At 46.6% G+C, this 21,740-nt stretch carries 16 protein-coding genes; 14 read left to right on the forward strand and 2 right to left on the reverse strand.

Translation table 11 applies throughout. From position 1 onward, the window contains the following. Positions 1 to 14 precede the first annotated feature (14 nt). Positions 15 to 515 carry a hypothetical protein gene (locus FTT64_RS09130; protein WP_016659914.1) on the reverse strand — a complete coding sequence of 167 codons (501 nt, stop codon included), beginning with the start codon at positions 513 to 515 and terminating at the stop codon, positions 15 to 17. Between the two features lie 154 nt (positions 516 to 669). Here FTT64_RS09130 and FTT64_RS09135 point away from each other — a divergent pair, with 154 nt between their 5' ends. The 5 genes from FTT64_RS09135 (at position 670) to FTT64_RS09155 (ending at position 7,285) form a co-directional block, all read left to right on the forward strand. Then, a complete protein-coding gene (locus FTT64_RS09135) occupies positions 670 to 2,172 on the forward strand; it encodes an AAA family ATPase (protein WP_180104064.1) in 1,503 nt (500 codons plus the stop codon). Next, positions 2,160 to 3,623 (forward strand): VWA domain-containing protein, encoded by a 1,464-nt coding sequence (locus FTT64_RS09140; RefSeq protein ID WP_180104063.1) that lies wholly within the window; start codon positions 2,160 to 2,162, stop codon positions 3,621 to 3,623. The genes FTT64_RS09135 and FTT64_RS09140 overlap by 13 nt, the downstream gene beginning before the upstream one ends. 209 nt (positions 3,624 to 3,832) lie before the next feature. After that, entirely contained in the window at positions 3,833 to 4,789 is a 957-nt protein-coding gene (locus FTT64_RS09145) for a metal-dependent hydrolase (RefSeq protein WP_016659915.1), read from the forward strand. 15 nt (positions 4,790 to 4,804) lie between these two features. After that, positions 4,805 to 5,656, forward strand: coding sequence for an SDR family oxidoreductase (locus tag FTT64_RS09150; RefSeq protein WP_180104071.1), 852 nt, complete (start codon positions 4,805 to 4,807; stop codon positions 5,654 to 5,656). A gap of 174 nt (positions 5,657 to 5,830) precedes the next feature. After that, a complete protein-coding gene (locus FTT64_RS09155) occupies positions 5,831 to 7,285 on the forward strand; it encodes an NAD(P)/FAD-dependent oxidoreductase (protein WP_164844939.1) in 1,455 nt (484 codons plus the stop codon). A 119-nt stretch (positions 7,286 to 7,404) separates the two neighbouring features. Here the strand turns inward: FTT64_RS09155 and gltA are convergent, their stop codons facing one another. Further along, on the reverse strand, positions 7,405 to 8,679 hold the full coding sequence (gene gltA, locus FTT64_RS09160) for a citrate synthase (RefSeq protein ID WP_005176240.1): 1,275 nt from the start codon (positions 8,677 to 8,679) through the stop codon (positions 7,405 to 7,407). A 1,020-nt stretch (positions 8,680 to 9,699) separates the two neighbouring features. Here gltA and sdhC point away from each other — a divergent pair. The 9 genes from sdhC to sucD all read left to right on the forward strand — a co-directional run bounded on the left by sdhC (position 9,700) and on the right by sucD (position 21,740). Then, a complete protein-coding gene (gene sdhC, locus FTT64_RS09165; protein ID WP_005176242.1) occupies positions 9,700 to 10,098 on the forward strand; it encodes a succinate dehydrogenase, cytochrome b556 subunit in 399 nt (132 codons plus the stop codon). Next, complete coding sequence (gene sdhD, locus FTT64_RS09170; protein WP_005176252.1) at positions 10,098 to 10,463, forward strand: succinate dehydrogenase, hydrophobic membrane anchor protein; 366 nt, start codon at positions 10,098 to 10,100, stop codon at positions 10,461 to 10,463. The genes sdhC and sdhD overlap by 1 nt, the downstream gene beginning before the upstream one ends. Positions 10,464 to 10,475: 12 nt before the next feature. After that, positions 10,476 to 12,374: an FAD-binding protein gene (locus FTT64_RS09175; RefSeq protein ID WP_005176254.1), complete on the forward strand. Its 1,899-nt coding sequence runs from the start codon at positions 10,476 to 10,478 to the stop codon at positions 12,372 to 12,374. Between the two features lie 14 nt (positions 12,375 to 12,388). After that, positions 12,389 to 13,099, forward strand: a complete 711-nt coding sequence (locus tag FTT64_RS09180) for a succinate dehydrogenase iron-sulfur subunit (RefSeq protein WP_005176256.1) — start codon at positions 12,389 to 12,391, stop codon at positions 13,097 to 13,099. A gap of 818 nt (positions 13,100 to 13,917) precedes the next feature. After that, the gene (locus FTT64_RS09185; RefSeq protein WP_005176258.1) at positions 13,918 to 16,743 is read left to right on the forward strand and encodes a 2-oxoglutarate dehydrogenase E1 component; all 2,826 of its coding nucleotides are present in this window, start codon (positions 13,918 to 13,920) and stop codon (positions 16,741 to 16,743) included. 16 nt (positions 16,744 to 16,759) lie between these two features. Beyond that, positions 16,760 to 17,968 carry a 2-oxoglutarate dehydrogenase complex dihydrolipoyllysine-residue succinyltransferase gene (gene odhB / locus FTT64_RS09190; RefSeq protein ID WP_005176259.1) on the forward strand — a complete coding sequence of 403 codons (1,209 nt, stop codon included), beginning with the start codon at positions 16,760 to 16,762 and terminating at the stop codon, positions 17,966 to 17,968. Positions 17,969 to 18,067: 99 nt separating this feature from the next. Further along, positions 18,068 to 19,501 (forward strand): dihydrolipoyl dehydrogenase, encoded by a 1,434-nt coding sequence (gene lpdA / locus FTT64_RS09195; protein WP_180182296.1) that lies wholly within the window; start codon positions 18,068 to 18,070, stop codon positions 19,499 to 19,501. Between the two features lie 170 nt (positions 19,502 to 19,671). Continuing rightward, positions 19,672 to 20,838 carry an ADP-forming succinate--CoA ligase subunit beta gene (sucC, locus tag FTT64_RS09200; protein ID WP_005176263.1) on the forward strand — a complete coding sequence of 389 codons (1,167 nt, stop codon included), beginning with the start codon at positions 19,672 to 19,674 and terminating at the stop codon, positions 20,836 to 20,838. Positions 20,839 to 20,849: 11 nt separating this feature from the next. After that, the gene (gene sucD / locus FTT64_RS09205) at positions 20,850 to 21,740 is read left to right on the forward strand and encodes a succinate--CoA ligase subunit alpha (RefSeq protein ID WP_104471739.1); all 891 of its coding nucleotides are present in this window, start codon (positions 20,850 to 20,852) and stop codon (positions 21,738 to 21,740) included.

Genomic DNA, 21,740 nt, shown 5'->3' on the forward strand with positions numbered 1-21,740 from the left:
TATTGCAGCGCAGTTTAGGCCGGTGGATGCAGAATAATATTGTCAATCTTGTTTAAAAAAATATCGCGGGCAATATCGCCTTGCTGTTCAATGTTGTAGGCAAAAAACGGCTTACCGGGAATTAGCTGGTAACGGTAGGGATTATACCGCCCGGCAGACAGATAAAAAGCGGTTTGCAGCAGCGCACCTTTCAGCAGCACATTAATCTGCTGCTGATGCTGGTAAATATGTGTCATTTCATGAATCAGCACCGCCTGAAAGGCAAGCGGTGCCTGGCTATAATCTTCCCGGTACAATGGATCACGCACATGAATATAACCTTGCGGCGCCATCAGAATATGCGCCGGTTGCCAGGGCAAATAAGGATGATTCATGATGCTGACCCGGCTGTAATCAATCAGCTGCCCGAATACGCGCTGGCACAACGCAATTTCGCCCGGGGTTAAAGCCCGGCAGCGAAACTGCTCCAGTTTAAGCAGGCGCAGTAGCAGCGGTAACAGTTTCAATAACAGCATGGTGAAAGATCAGGTCGGGCCATTCAATTTTCCCAGTTATAACAAAACTGGCAGGCAGATATGTAGCAAAAATTTCATCTGCGGTGGCTTGCCGGTTTTTCTTCATTTCCGCAAACCGTTACAATGCAGTTTTTCGCGCAGGTTCAGGTATTCGATGAAAGCACGTATTCATACACTTATTTCGCAAATGTCCCAGCAGATGTATGAACGTGAACAGGTGATCGCACAAACCTTGCTGGCTGCTGTGGCTGGCAGTCATACCTTTTTATACGGCTTGCCGGGCACGGCCAAAAGCCTGATTTCCAGACGGGTTGCAGCCGCTTTTGAGGTCGATGCCTATTTTGAATATTTGATGAACCGTTTTAGTACACCCGAAGAAATTTTTGGCCCGGTGTCAATTAAAGCCCTAAAAGAAGATCACTATATCCGTAAAACCGAGCATTATTTGCCCTGTGCCGATTTTGCTTTTCTGGATGAAATCTGGAAGGCCAGCCCGGCCATTTTAAATACCTTGCTGACTTTGGTGAATGAAAAAGTCTTTAAAAATGGCGAGCAGCTGCAGCAGGTGCCCTTAAGTGTGCTGATTGGTGCATCCAATGAAATTCCTGAACCGAATCAGGGACTGGATGCGCTGTATGACCGTTTTATTTTGCGTCTGGTGGTCGAACCCATTCAGCAGGCCGGCAATTTTCATCAGCTGCTACAAGCCAAACCGGGCAGTGCTCATTTACAGCTTGATGAATCACTTAAAATTACCCAGGCCGAGCTGGCCGAATGGCGCGAACAGATTCATGAAATTGAGCTGCCGGCTTTGGTATTACAGGTGATTGATCTGATTCGCCAGTATTTACAGCAGCATGTCGATGGCTTGTCGGTCTATATTTCGGACCGGCGCTGGCAACGTGTAGCCTATCTGCTCAAAGCTGCGGCATTTTTAAATGGCCGGCCGCAGGTCTTGGTCAGTGATCTGTATCTTCTGAAATCCTGCCTGTGGAATCAGCTGGAAGATATTCGGGAGATGCACAAGCTGATTGATCAGGCCATTCTGGAGATTGGCTTGCATGCCGATTTGCAATTGGAGTCACTAATTCAGCACAAAGACGAGCTGGAACAGCAGATGCTGAACGTCTTTTACTATACCGATGATGTCTATGAAAGCTATCTGATTCAGGACAAGGAATACTTAAGAGCAGTGACTCACCTGGATCATCATTATCAGGATAAAGTGCTGTATCTGTTATTAAATAAAATGGACAGCAAACAGGATTTCTTTGCTGTGGATGCTTCCGGTGAGGAAATTCGCGGCATCGTGTGTAACTTTAATGGCGGCCGGGTCTGTACCTTAAAAGGCGGCTATTATGGGCTGGAAGAAGTGGTCACACCGTATATTAAATACCCGAAAGGCAGCGCACGCCGTGTCATTGATGAAAAGTTGGTGCAGCAGTTGCGGGGAGAGCTTGCCCAGCTACAAAATGCACTGAGCGAAGATTTAGCCCTGTTACAGCAGCGTTTTGATGCCCAGTCAGCACATTTTGCTTCAGTCTTTGTTGCCGCCGCCGATAGTGCCCAGTTACAACAGCATGTGCAGCAGCAGTTACAGCGCTATCAGCTGCAACTGCAAGACTGCGCGCGGCTGGAACAGCTATGTCAAGGCTAGACCTGCAGCAGCATCAGCGTCAGCATACAGCGTTAGAGCAGTTGACCGGACAGCTGTATCAGGAACTAGCCGACTCCTCCTTAAAACACTGGCTGGATGATCAGAAAGTCAGTCAGCATCTGGATGATAAAGTCCGGGCCTGGGCCTATCAGGCCAAATCCAGTCTCGATCGGCAGCATCCTTATAGGGAAGTGCAGCAGCAACTGGAACACTGGCTGGCGCAGCCCTCCATCAATAGCGCCGAGTTTCAGCAGATGCAGGTGCAATATCAGGATTTTCAGGCTCAGCTGGGGCTGCCTGATTTAAGCCCGTTTTGGACTCAAAGCGCTACTTTCTCTGCCGGACAGCGCGAGCTACAGGCACAGTTATTAACAGAAAAATGGCAACGTAAACTGACCGAAGCCATTGCTCATTGGGAATTTGAGCAGCTGGCCTTGCAGCGGGATGCTTTTCTGGATGAGATTCGCGATTTTCTCAGCCAGATGCAGCGACTGGCCAAATACAAAGATGCCACCGGCATCGAAACCGGTATTTTTATTGACTATTCCAGAGGCCAGTTACAACCACAGGATATCCAGCAGTTTGAGCAATGGGCCAGCTATTTGCAGGAGGATCGTGAGCTGCAAGCCTTGTGCCAGAAAATCGGTTCTGTCCAGCCTGCACATTATCCGCGCCAGGCCGTGCAGCAGCATCGGCCAGAGCAGGAGCTGGAATTGCTGGAGCAGCACTGGCATGAAGAAATTACCGGTATTCAGCTGGCGCAGGATTTGAATCTGGCGCTGCCGAGCGAGCTGGCCTTACTGGCCGATCCCGATCTGGCGCTTTTATTTGACCTGAAATATCTGGAATCCAACCTGATGAGCTTTAACCTGCAAGGTCAGCACAGCAGTCGGGTAATTCAGGATCAAACAGCACGGCATAAGCGTCTGGGGCAAAAAGGCCCGATGATTTTGTGTCTGGACACCAGCGGTTCCATGCACGGCCAGCCGGAGCTGATTGCCAAAGCCATGAGTTTGTATCTGGCGATTCAGGCCATGAAAGCCAAACGTCCGATGTATCTGATTAACTTCTCGACCCAGCTGACCAGCCTGAATTTACTCGAAGGCTATTCGCTGGATGATCTGATTCACTTTCTTAGCCAGTCTTTTCATGGCGGCACCGATGTTATTCCCGCCATCGAACATGCCCTGTCGATGCTGGCCCAGCCAAATTTTCACAATGCCGATGTGCTGGTGGTGTCCGATTTCATCATGGGGCAGTTACCGACAGAACTGATGGCCCAAGTCGAGCAGCAGAAACAGCAGGGCACCGGTTTTTATGCGGTAGCGATTGGTAACTTCCGTTTTGAACATCTGAATCAGGGCCTGTTCGATCATCAGTGGATTTATCAGTCCAAAGAACGCAAAGTGCGTTATCTGCCCAGTAACCGCAGTGACAGAGTGTCCAAATAGGCGCTGACCCCAATTGACAAGGAAATGAGCTCTGCGGAAAAAAGTGTGAGCAAATTGTCAGACAATATTTTTTAAAGTCACGATTTGCCAATTTTATGACGATTTTGGCAACTGGTTTCAATGCAGGGCTGGCTTAGTTTTGGTCTCATTCAGGTCGATGACCACGGTGTCTTGACCTGGCTCAAATGGACAAAACAAAGAGAATAGCCATGCAGATTGCTCAGTTTTTACCTCAGCCTGTTCGCCATTTTTTCAGCGCGACACCTTTTGATGCCGAGAAACAGTCGGCTGCCCTCCCAATCCGGCATATGAAATTCGACTTTAAGGCCGAAGAAATAGATCCCAAATTTTACTTGAATGCCGAACTGGCCAGTGCCTATTTTGCCTCGCTGTCGATTTTCCTGACCTATGGCGAAGATCTGGTGATTGACACCGCGCGTTATCATCGTGAGCTGTTAAATGATCCCGTGCTAAAACAGCGGGTCACCTCCCTAATTGGCCAGGAGGCGCTACATTCCAGATTGCATGAAGAGCTGAATGATGCCTTTCGGGATGCCGATCTGCCGGTTGAGCTGTTCCGTTCCTGGGCCAGATTTGTCTTTGATCACGGCTTTAACCGTTTGCCACAGCCGATGAAACTGTCGCTGATGGCTGGCATTGAACATTTCACCGCGGTGCTGGCCGAGTACATGATGAATCATGAGGAAATTTTCTTCCAGTCGCATGATGAAAAGCAGCGTGCCATCTGGATGTGGCACATGCTGGAAGAATCGGAACACAAAGACATTGCCTATGATGTGTTCCAGTCTTTATCCAACAGTTATGGCTTGCGCATTGCCGGTTTCTTCCCGGCGCTCATCACCATCCTGGTGCTGATTTCCATTGCCTCGCTGCTGGTGCCGTTTTATCGCAAACCGTCTAATTTGTTTAGCCTGAGTTACTGGAAAGACCTGCCGCGTAGCATCAAGCTGATTTTTGGTCTGCAAGATGGCGTGTATGGCAGTAGCTGGGCGCATATTCTGGATTATCTGCGTCCCGGTTTTCATCCGAATGACCATGATACTTCGGCCTTTTTAGCCTATTACAAGGAACGTTTGCTGCATCCGGAAAGCGGGGTGTTAACGCCGTATTTCGTCAAGGAATTTACCCCGGCGCTCAAAGTGTAAGGATGAAGAAGGATGATGGGATTATTTGCAAAAAAAGTGCGACTGAGCCAGCAGGCCTATGCGGTGGTGACCGGTGCAGGCAGTGGGATTGGACGCAGTTTTGCGCTGGAACTGGCCAGGCGTGGTGGCAGCGTGATCTGTGCCGATATCAATCTGGCGGCGGCTCAAGCAACCGCCAAGCAGATTGAACACCAGTTTGCGACTGCGGCCTTTGCGTTGCAATGTGATGTGGGTGTGGCCGAGCAGGTGCAGCAACTGGCTGAACAGTCTGAACAGCTGTTGGGCCATCCGGTGACTTTGCTGATCAATAATGCCGGTGTGGGGCTGGGTGGCAAGTTTGATGAAGTCAGCCTGGCCGACTGGCAATGGTGTATGCAGGTCAACTTATGGGGCGTGATCCACGGTTGTCATTATTTCGTACCGAAACTGAAACAGCAGGGTGGTGGTGCGATTATTAATGTCGCTTCGGCTGCTGGTTATACCGCAGCGCCGGAAATGACCGCCTATAACGTCAGCAAGTCCAGCGTACTGGCCTTGTCTGAAACCCTGTCTGCCGAGTTACGTGGCGCCAATATTCGCATCAATGTGTTATGCCCAACGCTGGTGCCGACCAATATCATGAAAAATAGCCGTTTGCCTGCGCATTATTCGGGACTGGCAGATCATTTGCTGACCCATCATGCCTTTGTCAGCTGTGAGCAGGTGGTAGCGCAGACCTTAAACAATTTAGACCGGGGCGAGCTGTATACCATTCCACAGCCAGACGCCAAACTGTTCTGGTGGTTCAAGCGTGCCGCGCCGCGTTTATATACCAAGCTGCTGGGTGTGGGTTATCCACTGTTCAATAAATATGTACAAAAATCCTGAGTAGAAAAAATGAAACAAGATGATCAAGTCACGTTGCAAACGGTCGCTGAGCCGGCCGATCTTGTGCTCAAAAAGCCTAGTCGAAAAGCCAAAAGTGCCAGTGCAGCATCAGCAAGGGCAGGGGCCAATCAGCCAAATTCTCAAACAACTGAGCAGCGCGGTAGATCAACTACTATGCCAAGCCGGATCTATGACACCATTATTATTGGGGCGGGTATTTCCGGTCTGGCAGCGGCCTATAAACTGAATCAGGCTGGCTATCAGGATTATCTGGTGCTGGAAAAAGCCGGCCGGGTAGGAGGCACCTGGCGGGACAATACCTATCCGGGTTGTGGTTGTGATGTGCCCTCGGCCTTATATTCTTTTTCCTTTGCGCCAAGTCATGGCTGGAGTCATTTATTTGCCAAGCAGCCGGAAATCCTGCGTTATCTGGAAGATGTGGCGACCCGTTTTCAGCTATATGCCAAGATTGAATTTCATAATGAACTGCAAGATGCACGCTGGAATGAGACTGAACAGATGTGGGAGCTCAACACCAGCAAAGGGCGATATCGGGCCAGAACCGTGATTTTCTCTACCGGCCCGATTACCGAGCCGCAACTGCCGAAAATTAAAGGCATCGACAGTTTTAAGGGCGAAATGTTCCATTCGGCACGCTGGAACCATGCCTATGACCTGCGTGGTAAACGCATTGCGGTCATTGGCACCGGCGCCTCGGCCATTCAGTTTATTCCGAAAATTCAGCCTCTGGCCAAAGAGTTATATATTTTCCAGCGTACAGCGCCGTGGGTCCTGCCAAAGCCTGATCTGCCCCTGAATCAGGTGATGAAAAGTACACTGGCCAAGTTTCCGGTCATCCAGCAGCGTTGGCGCGGTGCGGTATCGCAATCTTTGAATCTGATTAATTTTGGCCTGCGTCATCCACCTTTGTTGGAGCTCGTGAATGTACTCAGCCGGCAGCTGTTAAAATTACAGGTCAAAGATCCGGCTTTACGTCAGGCGGTTACCCCCAATTTTTCGGTCGGCTGTAAGCGTTTACTGTTTGCCAATGATTATTATCCGGCCTTGCAGGCCCCGAATAGCACTTTAATTCCGCATGGCTTGGTGGAAATTGAAGGCAATACGGTGATTTCCGCCAATGGTGACCGGCATGAGGTCGATGTGATTATCTGGGGAACGGGCTTTGAGGTGTCACATCCACCGATTGGTCGCCGTGTGCAGAATGCCCAAGGCCAACGACTTTCTGAGCTGTGGCAGAGCAGTTCACCCGAAGCCTTTTTGGGCACCAGTATCCAGCATTTACCCAATGCCTTTTTGGTGCTCGGGCCGAATATTCTGGTCTATGATTCCTTTATTGGCATTGCCGAAGCGCAACTGGACTATATTGTCAGTGGTTTATTGCAAATGAAAGCCAAGGGCTTAAAGCGCATTGAAATCAAGCCGGATGTGCTGAAATACCACAATGCCAAAGTACAGACTCATGTGCAGAAAACTGTGTTTAACCGTGGCGGCTGTCAAAGTTATTATCTGGACCAGAATGGTCGCAACTTTGCCGCCTGGCCGTGGTCACTGGCCGAGTTAAAGCGACGTTTACAGCGCCTAGATCTGGAGCATTATCAGGTAGCTTAACGTACTTTTGCGCTAAATATTGGCGTTGCCTCGGTCTGGTCGAAACGCGCATTTAGTTTGAATGTCCATAAAAAAACCACCCAAACGGGTGGTTTTTTCGTCGTTGAACGCGAACCGGATTAACGGTTGATGTCGCGTTGAACTTCGCCAGTGTAAAGCTGACGAGGACGACCGATCTTGTAAGGACCGCTGTGCATTTCTAACCAGTGGCTGATCCAACCAACTGTACGTGCAAGCGCGAAGATCACAGTAAACATTTCTGTCGGAATACCAATCGCTTTCAGGATGATACCAGAGTAGAAGTCTACGTTTGGATACAGGTTACGCTTGATGAAGTATTCGTCAGAAAGCGCGATACGCTCAAGTTCCATTGCTAACGCTAATTGTGGATCGTTGATACCTAATGCACCAAGAACTTCGTCGCAAGTCTCTTTCATTACTTTCGCGCGTGGGTCGAAGTTTTTGTAAACACGGTGACCGAAGCCCATCAGTTTAACTTCTTTAGTCTTCACTTTTTCCATGAAGCCAGCAACGTTTTCTACAGTGCCGATTTCATCCAGCATCTTAAGAACTGCTTCGTTCGCACCACCGTGCGCAGGACCCCAAAGTGCAGAGATACCCGCAGCGATACAAGCATAAGGGTTAGCACCGGTAGAACCCGCTAAACGTACTGTAGACGTAGACGCGTTTTGCTCGTGGTCAGCGTGAAGAGTGAAGATACGGTCCATTGCTTTGGCAAGAATCGGGTTCACTTTGTAGTCACGGTCTGCAGGCGTAGCAAACATCATGTACAGGAAGTTTTCAGCGTAGCTTAAGTCGTTACGTGGGTAAACGAATGGTTGACCCACAGTGTACTTGTAGCTCCAAGCCGCTAAAGTAGGAATCTTCGCGATTAAACGGATCGCAGTGATTTCACGGTGGTTAACATCTTCGATGTCCAGGTTGTTGTGATAGAACGCAGATAATGCACCCACAACACCAACCATGATCGCCATAGGATGCGCATCACGACGGAAACCGTTATAGAAGCGGCTAACTTGGTCGTGAACCATGGTGTGGTTACGAACTTTCGCGTCAAACTCTTCTTTTTGCTCAGCTGTTGGAAGCTCGCCGTTTAATAACAGGTAGCAAGTTTCCAGGTAATCAGCTTTAGTCGCCAATTGATCAATCGGGTAACCGCGGTGTAACAGAACACCTTTGTTACCGTCAATGAATGTGATCTTAGATTCACAAGAAGCTGTCGCCATAAAACCAGGATCAAAAGTAAAGTGACCTGCAGCCAACACATCCTTAACGTCAATTACATCTGGGCCCAATGTGCCGCTGTAAATTGGTAATTCAATTTCTTTGCCATCAAGCTGTAAAACGGCTTTCTTGCCAGTTGCTTCAGACATTCAATAGATCTCCTGTCCTGGTGAATGTTGATCTGACTCGTAGTATCAATCTTTTAATGCGCGAATCAGACGGATCGAAAATTTGCTATAAGATTAGTGTGTACTGAAATTTTGTCAATTATACTTATGGATAAAAAGTGACGCTGACACAGCAGCTTAGTCAAAAAATATTCGTATGAAAAACTGAGTAAAATCACAGCACCGACGCGCTATAATAAGTCAAATTCCCGGACAGGTGCAGAAAAAAATAATAGGAATGCTTTAATTGTAAGCAATTTTTTAGCGTTAAAAGCTCTTGAAAAGCCAGGATGCTGGAATTTTAAGCTTTCCGAAATGTATCTGTTTTTCATAACTTAGCTGGGCTTTGCCGGTTCTGCTGCTGCTTTGTTATTCATAAATAAAAGCGCTAAGTCTGTCATTTTTTTAGGTTTAACTGGTTAAAAAATAGCTGATTAAATCAGCCATTCAGCCAGTTAACTTGTTCTGATGCGCTGAAATTGCAAGTAAAGTCAGAGCAATCTGTCAGCTTTTGCAAGACTCAAAATCCAAATGCCGGCCTGAAGCGGGAAGCACGGGCAGGGCGCTGAAAATATTTCATGTTGTTTGCCTGATAGCAAATATTCAAGGAAAAAATATTCAGGCACCCAAAGATAAAGTGAAAAGATTCAATAATATAGTGTCTAGACATTTACTGTGCTGCTTTAGTCTAAATATTTCAGTCCGGTGAAAATTGCAATTATAGCTAAAACCAATAGTAGAAATATAAAATAAATTAATAAAAAACAGTGAGATGATGCCTTAAAGATGTATCCGGGTGATGTGTTTCATTAATTACCTATTTGTTAATGATTCTTATTTAAGGATTTTTTGTTCAAAAAGCCCAGTGCGGTTGTTTGTATTTTAATAGTTGACGTTTTATAATTCAGTGTCGTTTTGAATATAGGCATTCGAATGCCTAGCAATGCCAGCTTTCCTTCGAATTAATTCCAACAAACTCCGGATGGAGTTTTTACTTACAGGATGCCCGCTGTGAAAAGCAACAGACCTGTCAATTTGTCCATGGGTCAAGTTTTATCAGTAAACTTAAAATCACCTGTGGCTATTGCATCAATTTTACACCGTCTTTCAGGTGTCATCGTATTTTTACTCGTACCGGTACTTCTTTGGTTATTAGACAAGTCTTTGTCTTCGCCAGAAGGTTTTGCAGAAGTACAGGAAATCTTTAACGGTTTCTTTGTCCGCTTTATCGTATGGGTATTTGTAGCCGGATTAATCTATCACTTCATCGCTGGTGTCAAGCATTTACTTGCTGACCTTGGTGTTGCAGAGGAACTGCAAAGTGGTCGTGTTGCAGCTACTATCGCATTAGTCTTGTCTGCGATTGGTATTCTCGCAGCCTTTGTATGGATTGTTCTCTAATGAAAAGTGCTACAGGTTTAACGGGTTCAGGTTCTCGCGACTGGTTTATCCAACGCGTAAGTGCTGTTGTTCTTGCTGTTTATACCGTTGTGGTATTTGGTTGGATTCTGCTGAATGGCGGATTTAACTTTGAACAGTGGTACGGCTTTATGATGACATTACCAATGAAGATTTTATCTTTATTGGCAGTCTTATCTCTTGTTGCACACGCATGGATTGGTATGTGGCAGGTATTCACAGATTACGTGACTACTCGTCAGATGGGTCCTTCAGCTTCAGGTTTACGCCTAGTGCTGACTTCAGCAGTGATTATTGCTGTTTTTGCATATGCAATCTGGGCAATCCAGATTTTCTGGGCGAATTGATAGGAAGATATCATGGGCGCGATTAACCCTAAAGAAGATTATTCAAACATTCCACACCAATTTTTTGACGCAGTCATCGTTGGTGGTGGTGGTTCAGGTATGCGTGCATCTTACCAACTTGCTCAAGCGGGTTTGAAAGTTGCAGTACTGACCAAAGTATTCCCAACACGTTCGCACACGGTTGCGGCGCAAGGTGGTATTGGTGCATCTCTTGGTAACATGCAAGAAGATAACTGGCACTACCACTTCTATGACACGGTTAAAGGTTCTGACTGGTTAGGCGACCAAGACGCGATCGAATTCATGACGCGTGAAGCGCCACAAGTGGTTTATGAATTAGAACACTTGGGTATGCCATTTGACCGTAACGCAGACGGTACAATTTACCAGCGTCCATTCGGTGGTCACTCTGCAAACTACGGTGAAAAAGCTGTGCCACGTGCATGTGCTGCTGCTGACCGTACAGGCCACGCGCTGCTTCACACGCTTTATCAAAGCAACGTGAAAATGGGGACTCAATTTTTCGTTGAATGGATTGCACTTGACTTAATCCGTAACGAAGCAGGCGACGTACTGGGTGTAACTGCAATTGACCAGGAAACAGGTAAAATTGCGGTATTCCAAGCTAAAGCGACGCTATTCGCTACTGGTGGTGCAGGTCGTGTTTACCGTGCCTCTACTAACGCGTATATCAACACGGGTGACGGTCTTGGTATGGCTGCTCGTGCAGGTATTCCATTACAGGATATGGAATTCTGGCAATTCCACCCAACAGGTGTTGCGGGCGCAGGCGTATTGTTAACGGAAGGCTGTCGTGGTGAGGGTGGTATCCTTCGTAACGATTCTGGCGAACCGTTCATGGAACGTTATGCTCCAACTTTAAAAGACTTGGCGCCACGTGACTTCGTATCACGTTCTATGGACCAGGAAATTAAAGAAGGCCGTGGTTGTGGTCCGAACAAAGACTACATCTTGCTGGATATGACGCACCTGGGTGCTGACACGATCATGAAACGTCTGCCATCTGTATTCGAGATTGGCAAGAAATTCGCGAACGTTGACTGTACTAAAGAGCCAATTCCGGTTGTACCAACAATCCATTACCAAATGGGTGGTATTCCGACCAACATTCATGGTCAGGTTGTTGTTCCAGAATCTCGTGAAACGACTCCACTGGTTGCCAACTACGACAAAGACACTGACACATATTCTACAAATGCAGAAGGCCGTGACTTTGCGAAACCTGTAAAAGGTTTCTATGCAATTGGTGAATGTTCATGTGTATCTGTACACGGTGCAAACCGTTTAGGTACTAACTCACTGCTTGACCTGGTGGTATTTGGTAAAGCGGCTGGTCAACATATCATTGAGTATGTAACTAAACAGCACGATGGCGAGTACGAACCACTACCTACAACTGTACTTGAAAACACGCTGAACCGTATTCGTAAACTTGACGAATCAACTTCAGGTGAAAACGCTCAAGAAGTTGCGGATGCAATTCGTAACATCGTTCAGGATCACGCAGGTGTATTCCGTACTTCAGCATTGCTTGAAGAAGGTGTGAAACAGATTCTTGCGCTTGAACCACGTGTTCGCAATATCCACCTGAAAGACAAATCTAAAGTCTTTAACACTGCACGTGTAGAAGCATTAGAAGTTGAAAACCTATACGAAGTCGCAAAAGCAACCTTGATTTCTGCTGCTGCGCGTAAAGAGTGTCGTGGTGCGCACACTGTTGTAGACTTTGAATTACCACCAGATCACCCGACTTATTCTTATGGTCGTCGTGATGATGAGTGGATGAAGCACACTCTGTGGTTCTCTGCAGACAACCGTCTTGAGTACAAACCAGTACGTTACAAGCCGCTTTCTGTTGCAGCTATTCCACCTAAACCACGTACATTCTAATCAGGAGAAACAAGATGAGTAGAGGTACTCGTACATTTCATATCTACCGCTATGATCCTGATAAGGATAAAGCACCGTACATGCAAACATTCAAGCTGGAATTGACTGATAAGCATCGTATGTTGCTTGACGCACTTTTGGCGTTGAAAGTACAAGACGAAACTTTAACGTTCCGTCGTTCTTGCCGCGAAGGTATTTGTGGTTCTGATGGTGTAAACATCAATGGTAAAAACGGTTTGGCGTGTCTTTGGAACCTGAACGATTTACCAAATGAAATCACCATTCGTCCATTACCAGGTCTGCCAGTGATCAAAGACCTGGTTGTTGATATGAATCAGTTCTACGACCAGTACAACAAGATTCAGCCATTCTTGATCAACAACCAGCCTGCGCCACCAAAAGAGCGTTTACAGTCTCAGGAAGACCGTGAGCACCTGGATGGCCTGTATGAATGTATTTTATGTGCATGCTGTTCAACTTCATGCCCATCATTCTGGTGGAACCCGGACAAATTCCTGGGTCCTTCAGCGCTGTTGAATGCTTACCGCTTCATCATCGATTCACGTGATACTGCAACTCAAGAGCGTCTGGCGCGTCTTGACGACCCGTTCTCGCTGTTCCGTTGTAAAGGCATCATGAACTGTGTGTCAGTTTGTCCGAAAGGTCTGAACCCAACCAAAGCAATCGGTCACATCCGTAACATGCTTCTGGATACTGCAGGTTAATCTGAACGCCAGTTTGGTGAACTCAAAAAAGCACATCTCCGGATGTGCTTTTTTTTATGCTGCTTTATTGAACACTTGAGTGGGGTTGGTCTGATGAGATGCATTGCTGCATACAAACTGGGTATGAAAAGTGCAGGTGAATAGTTTTAAATCAATCCTCTACAAAAGTGTAATAGAGTGATGGTATTTTGTTTTAATACGCCCAGAAATGGGGCATGAGACTGCAAAAAGTGGTGCAAGATGTTATTATATAACGCAAGTTGAAGAGGGCAGATTGAAAGATGTGCTCTCTTTTGTTTTATGGAATAAAGAAGCCGTTGGACTTTGGTCTTAATTGCTTCTAATTATTAAATAAAGCACCATATGTTAGAGCAAAATATGTTTCTTGTATTTCGCCAATTTATAGGAGGTATACGTCAAAAAAATCAATTGAGAGTTGGAGATCATGTTACGATTAATAAACTTCTATATTTAAAAATTGAGGTTGAATTTATGTACATTTTTTCAACATTTAAAGAGATGTAGAAAGCCAGAAATTAGAGTAAACCTATTTAGAAAAGCTAATTTGCCGAATTAATTTTTCTAAGTCGATTTGCAAAAAAATTGCTCGGTTTTGGCCGAGTATAAAATGAGTGATGATGCCAATCAGGGCGTTATGATTCATTATTCACATTGGGTAGTCCTAATGTAGTGATAACGCCTCATGACAGTTGTCGAATGGGGACGAATGTCATGTTACCAATTTGACATTATCAATCATGGGTTTTGCTTAAAAAGCATCCTGAAAAATGTTTTTGCAATAGGAAATGGGTCCACAAATGCAAGAAGTTGCTGACGCTCTGCGTCTTGACACTGAACTTTCCGCTGATAGTGCAGCGTATATTGAAGAACTTTATGAGCAGTATTTAACGTCTCCAGAGTCAGTTGGTGAAGACTGGAGAGTGTACTTCGATAAATTCCCAAAAGGTGATCAACCTCATAGCAATGTACGTGAGCAATTCCTTTTATTGGGTCGCAACTCAAATCGTATTCAGTCTGTGGCTCAAAGCGCGGTAAGCTCTGAGCATGAACGTCGTCAAATAGGCGTCCTGCAACTGATCGCAGCGTATCGTAATCGTGGTCACCAAAAAGCAAAATTAGATCCGCTAGGTTTGGCAAAACGCGAAGAAGTGCCAGATCTTGATCTTGCTGCGCACGGTTTAACCAAATCTGATTTAGATACCGTATTCAACACAGGCAACCTGGCGATTGGTAAAACAGATACCACGCTGGGCGAAATGGTTGAAGCGATGGAAGCAACTTACTGCGGTTCAATTGGTGCAGAGTACATGCACATTGTTGACACCAAAGAGAAACGCTGGATTCAACAGCGCCTTGAAAGTGCTCGTGGTCAGTATGGCTTCAATGCAGAACAGAAAAAACACTTCCTTGAGCGTTTAACTGCCGCTGAAGGTCTGGAAAAATATTTAGGTAATAAATACGTTGGTGCAAAACGCTTTGGTGTGGAAGGTGGTGAATCTTTCATTCCAATGGTTAACGAACTAATTCAACGGGCCGGTGCGGTTGGTTGTAAAGAAGTCGTGATTGGTATGCCACACCGTGGCCGTCTGAACTTGCTGGTTAACATCATGGGTAAAAACCCGGCTGACCTGTTTGGCGAGTTCGAAGGTAAATCTTTACACAAGAAAGGTTCGGGTGACGTTAAGTACCACCAAGGTTTCTCATCTAACGTAATGACCCCAGGTGGCGAAGTTCACTTGGCATTGGCGTTTAACCCGTCGCACCTTGAAATTGTTGGACCTGTGGTTGAAGGTTCGGTACGTGCCCGTCAAGTACGTCGTAAAGACATTGGTGGCGATGACGTATTGCCATTAATCGTACACGGTGATGCTGCATTTGCAGGTCAGGGCGTGAACCAGGAAACTTTCCAGATGTCACAAACACGCGGTTATACCGTGGGTGGTACTGTGCACATCGTAATTAACAACCAGGTTGGTTTCACTACCTCTGATCCACGTGATGCGCGTTCTACAGAATACTGTACCGACATCGCGAAAATGGTTCAGGCGCCAGTATTCCACGTGAATGGTGATGATCCTGAAGCGGTAATCTTCGTAACGCAATTGGCACACGACTTCCGTCATACTTTCCGTAAAGACGTAGTGATTGACCTGTTCTGTTACCGTCGTCGTGGTCACAACGAAGCGGATGAGCCATCTGCAACCCAGCCACTAATGTATCAGGTGATCAACAAGAAAGCCACTACACGTACTTTGTATGCAGACCAACTGGTACAACAGGGCGTATTAGATCGCGCTGCTGCAGACCAAATGGTTGAAGACTACCGTGCCGATCTTGAAGCAGGTAATCACGTTGCCAATGCGCTGGTTCTTGAACCGAATAAGAAAATGTTTGTGGACTGGACGCCGTACCTGGGCCATGAATACACTGACGAATGGGATACCACTTTCCCGGCTGAGCGCTTAAAAGAGCTTGGTGAAGGCATGCGTAAACTTCCAGAAGGTTTCGTGATGCAGCGTCAGGTGTCTAAAGTGATTGACGAACGTCTGAAAATGCAGACCGGCGAAATGCCGCTGAACTGGGGTGCTGCTGAAACTCTAGCCTATGCAACACTGCTAGATCAGGGTTACCTGGTACGTATTACTGGTGAAGACGTAGGTCGTGGTACCTTCTCGCACCGTCATGCCAAACTGCATAACCAGGTTGATGGCGAAACTTATATTCCATTGTGCCATGTGAAAGAAAACCAGCCGCGTTTTGCTTTATATGACTCGCTATTGTCTGAAATGGCGGTACTGGCATTTGAATATGGTTATGCGACCACGATTCCACACGGTCTGATCATTTGGGAAGCACAATTTGGTGACTTCGCTAACTGTGCGCAAGTGGTGATTGACCAGTTCATCGCCTCAGGTGAAACCAAGTGGGAACGTGTATGTGGTTTAACCATGTTGCTGCCACACGGCTTTGAAGGTCAGGGTCCGGAACACTCATCTGCACGTTTAGAACGTTTCTTACAGCTGTGTGCTGAAGATAACATGCAAGTGATTACTCCGACTACACCAGCACAGATTTTCCACGCTTTACGTCGTCAGGCAATTCGTCCAATCCGTAAGCCAATGATTGTGATGTCACCGAAATCATTGCTGCGTCACAAACTGGCAACTTCATCTCTTGATGAGCTGGCAACTGGTACTTTCCAGACTGTGATTGACGAAATCGACAGCAACATCAACAAGGCCGACGTGACCCGTCTGGTACTTTGTGGTGGTAAAGTGTATTACGACCTGCTTGAAAAACGTCGTGAAAAAGAATTGAACAACACGGCAATTGTTCGTATTGAACAGTTGTATCCATACCCAGAACAACGCATTGCGGAAATTCTTGAAGCTTATCCAAACGTGAAAGAACTGGTTTGGACTCAGGAAGAACCGAAGAACCAAGGTGCTTGGTTGTTCATCGCGCCGCGTCTATATGATGACGTGATGAAAGCTGGTAAACAGGTTCGTATCAGCTTTGCTGGTCGTGAGGCTTCTGCCGCTCCAGCGTGTGGTTCACCATATTTGCATGCAAAACAACAAGCTCAGCTCATCAATGACGCGCTTGCGATCGTAGCTGAATAACAGGAGATTCGAAGTAATGGCAACCGAAATTAAAGCACCGGTATTTCCAGAGTCAGTTGCAGATGGAACAATCGCGACTTGGCACAAACAACCAGGTGAAGCAGTATCACGTGATGAAGTGATCTGTGACATCGAAACTGACAAAGTTGTTCTGGAAGTTGTAGCTCCTGCAGACGGTACGATTGCTCAAATCATTAAAAATGAAGGCGATACTGTACTTTCAAATGAAGTGATTGCACAGTTTGAAGAAGGTGCTGCATCTGGCGCTGCGCAAACTCAAGCAGTTCAGTCTGAAGAGAAAGTTGAACAGGCGGCTGCGAAAACTGAAGCAGGTGCAGCACCTGTAGTTGAGCGTGCTCAACCTGTTGCGGACCAGGCACCAGCAGTGCGTAAAGCATTGACTGAAACCGGTATCAACGCTGCTGACGTACAAGGTACAGGCCGTGGCGGTCGCATCACTAAAGAAGATGTGGCCAACCACCAGGCGAAACCAGCAGCTGCGCCTTTAACTGCAGCAGTAGGCGAGCGTATCGAGAAACGTGTTCCTATGACGCGTTTACGTAAGCGTGTAGCTGAACGTTTACTTGCAGCGACTCAAGAAACTGCAATGTTGACGACGTTCAACGAAGTGAACATGAAACCAATCATGGAAATGCGTAAGCAATATAAAGACGCATTTGAAAAACGCCACGGTGCGCGTCTTGGCTTCATGTCATTCTTCGTAAAAGCTGCGACTGAAGCGCTAAAACGCTACCCAGCAGTAAATGCATCAATTGATGGCGACGATATCGTTTATCACGGTTACTATGACATCGGTGTAGCTGTATCTTCTGACCGTGGTCTGGTGGTTCCTGTATTACGTGATACAGACCGTATGAACTACGCTGAAGTTGAATCTGGCATTGGTGCTTATGCTGCGAAAGCGCGTGAAGGCAAACTTGCGATTGAAGACATGACTGGCGGTACATTCACCATTACTAACGGTGGTACTTTCGGTTCACTGCTGTCTACGCCAATTCTGAATACACCACAAACGGCTATTCTGGGTATGCACAAAATCCAGGAACGTCCTATGGCAGTCAATGGTCAGGTTGAAATCTTGCCAATGATGTATTTAGCGCTGTCTTATGACCACCGTTTAATCGATGGTAAAGAAGCGGTAGGTTTCCTTGTAACAATCAAAGAATTGTTAGAAGAGCCAGCTAAACTTATCCTTGACTTATAATTTATTAATTAAAAATCTCTCCTAACCCCTCTAAAAAAGAGGGGAAAGGTTCCCTCTTGAGCAAAAGGGGGGATTTAGAGAGATTGATTGGAGATAAAAATGTCTCAACAATTTGATTTAGTTGTTATTGGCGGTGGTCCAGGCGGTTATGAAGCAGCCATTCGTGCGGCTCAGCTTGGTTTTAAAGTGGCATGTATCGAAAAACGCATCCACAAAGGTAAACCATCTTTAGGTGGTACCTGCTTAAACGTGGGCTGTATCCCGTCTAAAGCACTGCTTGATTCTTCACACCGTTATGAAGATACCGTTCATCACCTGGCTGATCATGGTATTACGACAGGTGAAGTAAACTTTGACCTGTCTAAATTACTGGCACGTAAAGACAAGATTGTTGACCAGTTGACTGGCGGTATTGACCAGTTGCTGAAAGGCAATGGTATCGAATGGTTAAAAGGTACTGGTAAATTACTGGCGGGTAAGAAAGTTGAGTTTGTTCCTCACGAAGGTGAAACTCAGATTCTAGAACCAAAATATGTAATTCTTGCGTCTGGTTCTGTACCTGTGAACATTCCGGTTGCTCCTGTTGATCAAGACATTATTGTTGATTCTACTGGCGCGCTTGAGTTCCCTGAAGTACCGAAGCGTTTAGGTGTGATTGGTGCCGGCGTGATCGGTCTGGAGCTTGGTTCAGTATGGCGTCGTCTAGGTGCTGAAGTTGTTGTATTTGAAGCAATGGATGCATTCTTACCAATGGCTGACAAAGCTTTGGCAAAAGACTACCAAAAACTATTGACCAAGCAAGGTATGGATATCCGTATCGGTGCGAAAGTTTCAGGTACTGAAGTTAATGGTCGTGAAGTGACTGTTAAATATACCCAAGGCGGCGAAGACAAAGAACAAACTTTCGATAAATTGATCGTTTGTGTAGGTCGTCGTGCTTATGCTGAAGGTTTATTGGCAGATGACTGCGGTATCAAACTGACTGAACGTGGTCTGGTTGAAGTGAACGACTGGTGTGCGACTTCTGTTGAAGGCGTATACGCAATTGGTGACTTGGTACGCGGTCCAATGCTGGCACACAAAGCCATGGAAGAAGGCGTAATGGCAGTTGAACGTATTCACGGTCATGCTGCTCAAGTGAACTATGACACCATCATCTCTGTCATCTATACACACCCTGAAGCGGCGTGGGTAGGTTTAACAGAAGAGCAGGCCAAAGAAAAAGGTCATGAAGTGAAAACCGGTCAATTCGGTTTCGCAGTCAACGGCCGGGCTTTAGCTGCCGGTGAAGGTGCTGGTTTCGTGAAGTTCGTTGCCGATGCTAAAACAGATCGTTTACTGGGTATGCACGTGATTGGACCTGCGGCGTCTGACATTGTTCACCAAGGTATGATCGCGCTTGAATTTGTATCTTCAGTTGAAGATTTACAATTAATGACATTCGGTCACCCAACCTTCTCTGAGGTGGTGCACGAAGCGGCACTGGCCGTCGATGGACGTGCCATCCACGCGATTCAGCGTAAGCGTAAATAAATAAAAAAAGAGCGGTTTCGACCGCTCTTTTTCATTTGGTGGTTGTTTTTGTTTGAATAATCATCTAAAACTAAAACGATAAAACTGTATAAATGTTAATACTCACGACGATGGATGTTGGAGTTTTAGCGAGTCATAAAAAAACGTGAAAAGTAGTAAAAGGTAAATAAATGAATCTACATGAGTACCAAGCCAAAGCGCTATTAAAAAAATATGGTATGCCGGTGCAGGAAGGTCTGCTTGCAACCAATGCAGATGAAGCAGTACAGGCATTTGAACAGCTCGGTGGCAAATTCGCTGTCATGAAAGCCCAGGTGCATGCGGGTGGCCGTGGTAAGGCGGGTGGTGTGAAAGTGGTGAAATCGGCTGAAGAAGCGGCAGAGTATGCCAATCAGCTGATCGGTACTCGACTGGTCACTTATCAGACCGATGCCAATGGCCAGCCGGTGAACAGTATTCTGGTGGCCCAGGATGTCTATCCGGTAGAGCGCGAATTATATTTGGGTGCCGTGGTGGATCGTTCTAGCCGTCGCGTCACTTTTATGGCCTCAACCGAAGGTGGGGTCGAAATTGAAAAAGTCGCAGAAGAAACCCCAGAAAAAATTATTAAAGTCGAAGTTGATCCACTAGTCGGCTTATTGCCATTTCAGGCACGTGAAGTTGCGTTTGCCCTGAACTTAAAAGATGGACAAATCAACCAGTTTGTTAAAATCATGACTGCGGCGTATCAGGCCTTTATTGAAAATGATTTTGCCCTGTTTGAAATTAACCCGCTGTCTGTACGTGAAAACGGCGAAATTTTATGTGTCGATGCCAAAGTTGGCATTGATTCCAATGCGCTGTACCGTTTGCCGGAAGTGGCGGCACTGCGTGACAAGAGCCAGGAAAATGAGCGCGAACTGAAAGCCTCTGAGTTCGATCTGAACTATGTAGCGCTAGAAGGCAATATTGGCTGTATGGTCAATGGTGCCGGTCTTGCCATGGCAACCATGGACATCATCAAATTGTATGGTGGTCAACCGGCCAACTTCCTTGATGTCGGTGGCGGTGCAACCAAAGAGCGCGTGATTGAAGCATTTAAAATTATTCTGGCCGACAATTCGGTTCAGGGAGTATTAATCAATATTTTTGGTGGGATTGTACGTTGTGACATGATTGCGGAAGCGATTATTGCAGCAGTTCAGGAAGTCAATGTCAGCGTGCCGGTGGTGGTACGTCTGGAAGGAAACAATGCTGAGCTGGGGGCTAAATTACTAGATGAATCTGGCCTGACCTTAATTTCTGCAAATGGCCTGGCCGATGCTGCAGAAAAAATTGTTGCTGCGGTAAAAGCTTAAGGAGATGCATCATGAGCGTATTAGTAAATAAAGACACAAAAGTATTGGTTCAGGGCTTCACCGGTAAAAACGGAACCTTCCATTCGGCCCAGGCGCTGGATTATGGCACGCGTGTTGTCGGCGGTGTAACTCCAGGTAAAGGTGGTCAAACCCATTTAGACCTGCCAGTATTTAACACCATGAAGCAGGCGGTCCGTGAAACTCAGGCTGACGCTTCGGTGATTTATGTACCCGCACCTTTTGTACTGGACTCGATTGTTGAAGCGGTCGATGCCGGTATTGAACTGATTGTAGTAATTACTGAAGGTGTACCGACCCTAGATATGCTAAAAGCCAAACGCTATCTGGAAACCAATGGTAATGGTACACGCCTGATTGGCCCGAACTGTCCGGGTATTATCACCCCGGGCGAATGTAAGATCGGGATTATGCCAGGTCATATTCATCAGCCAGGGAAAATCGGGATTATCTCGCGTTCAGGAACGCTGACTTATGAAGCGGTTGCGCAAACCACCAAATTGGGTCTGGGCCAGTCGACCTGTATCGGCATCGGCGGTGATCCGATTCCGGGCATGAACCAGATTGACTGTCTGAAGCTGTTCCAGGACGATCCTCAAACTGAAGCCATTATCATGATTGGTGAGATTGGCGGCACAGCCGAAGAAGAAGCAGCCGAATACATTCAGGCGCATGTGACCAAGCCTGTGGTGGGCTATATTGCCGGTGTAACCGCACCAAAAGGCAAACGCATGGGCCATGCTGGCGCGATTATTTCTGGTGGTAAAGGAACCGCAGAGGAGAAATTTGCTGCCTTTGAACGTGCCGGAATGGCTTATACCCGTAGCCCGGCCGAGCTCGGTTCAACCATGCTGAAAGTATTGCAGGCCAAAGGTTTGGTGTAA

Source organism: Acinetobacter sp. Q186-3 (assembly GCF_013420655.1).
In the GTDB taxonomy this organism is placed as follows: Bacteria; Pseudomonadota; Gammaproteobacteria; order Pseudomonadales; family Moraxellaceae; genus Acinetobacter; species Acinetobacter indicus.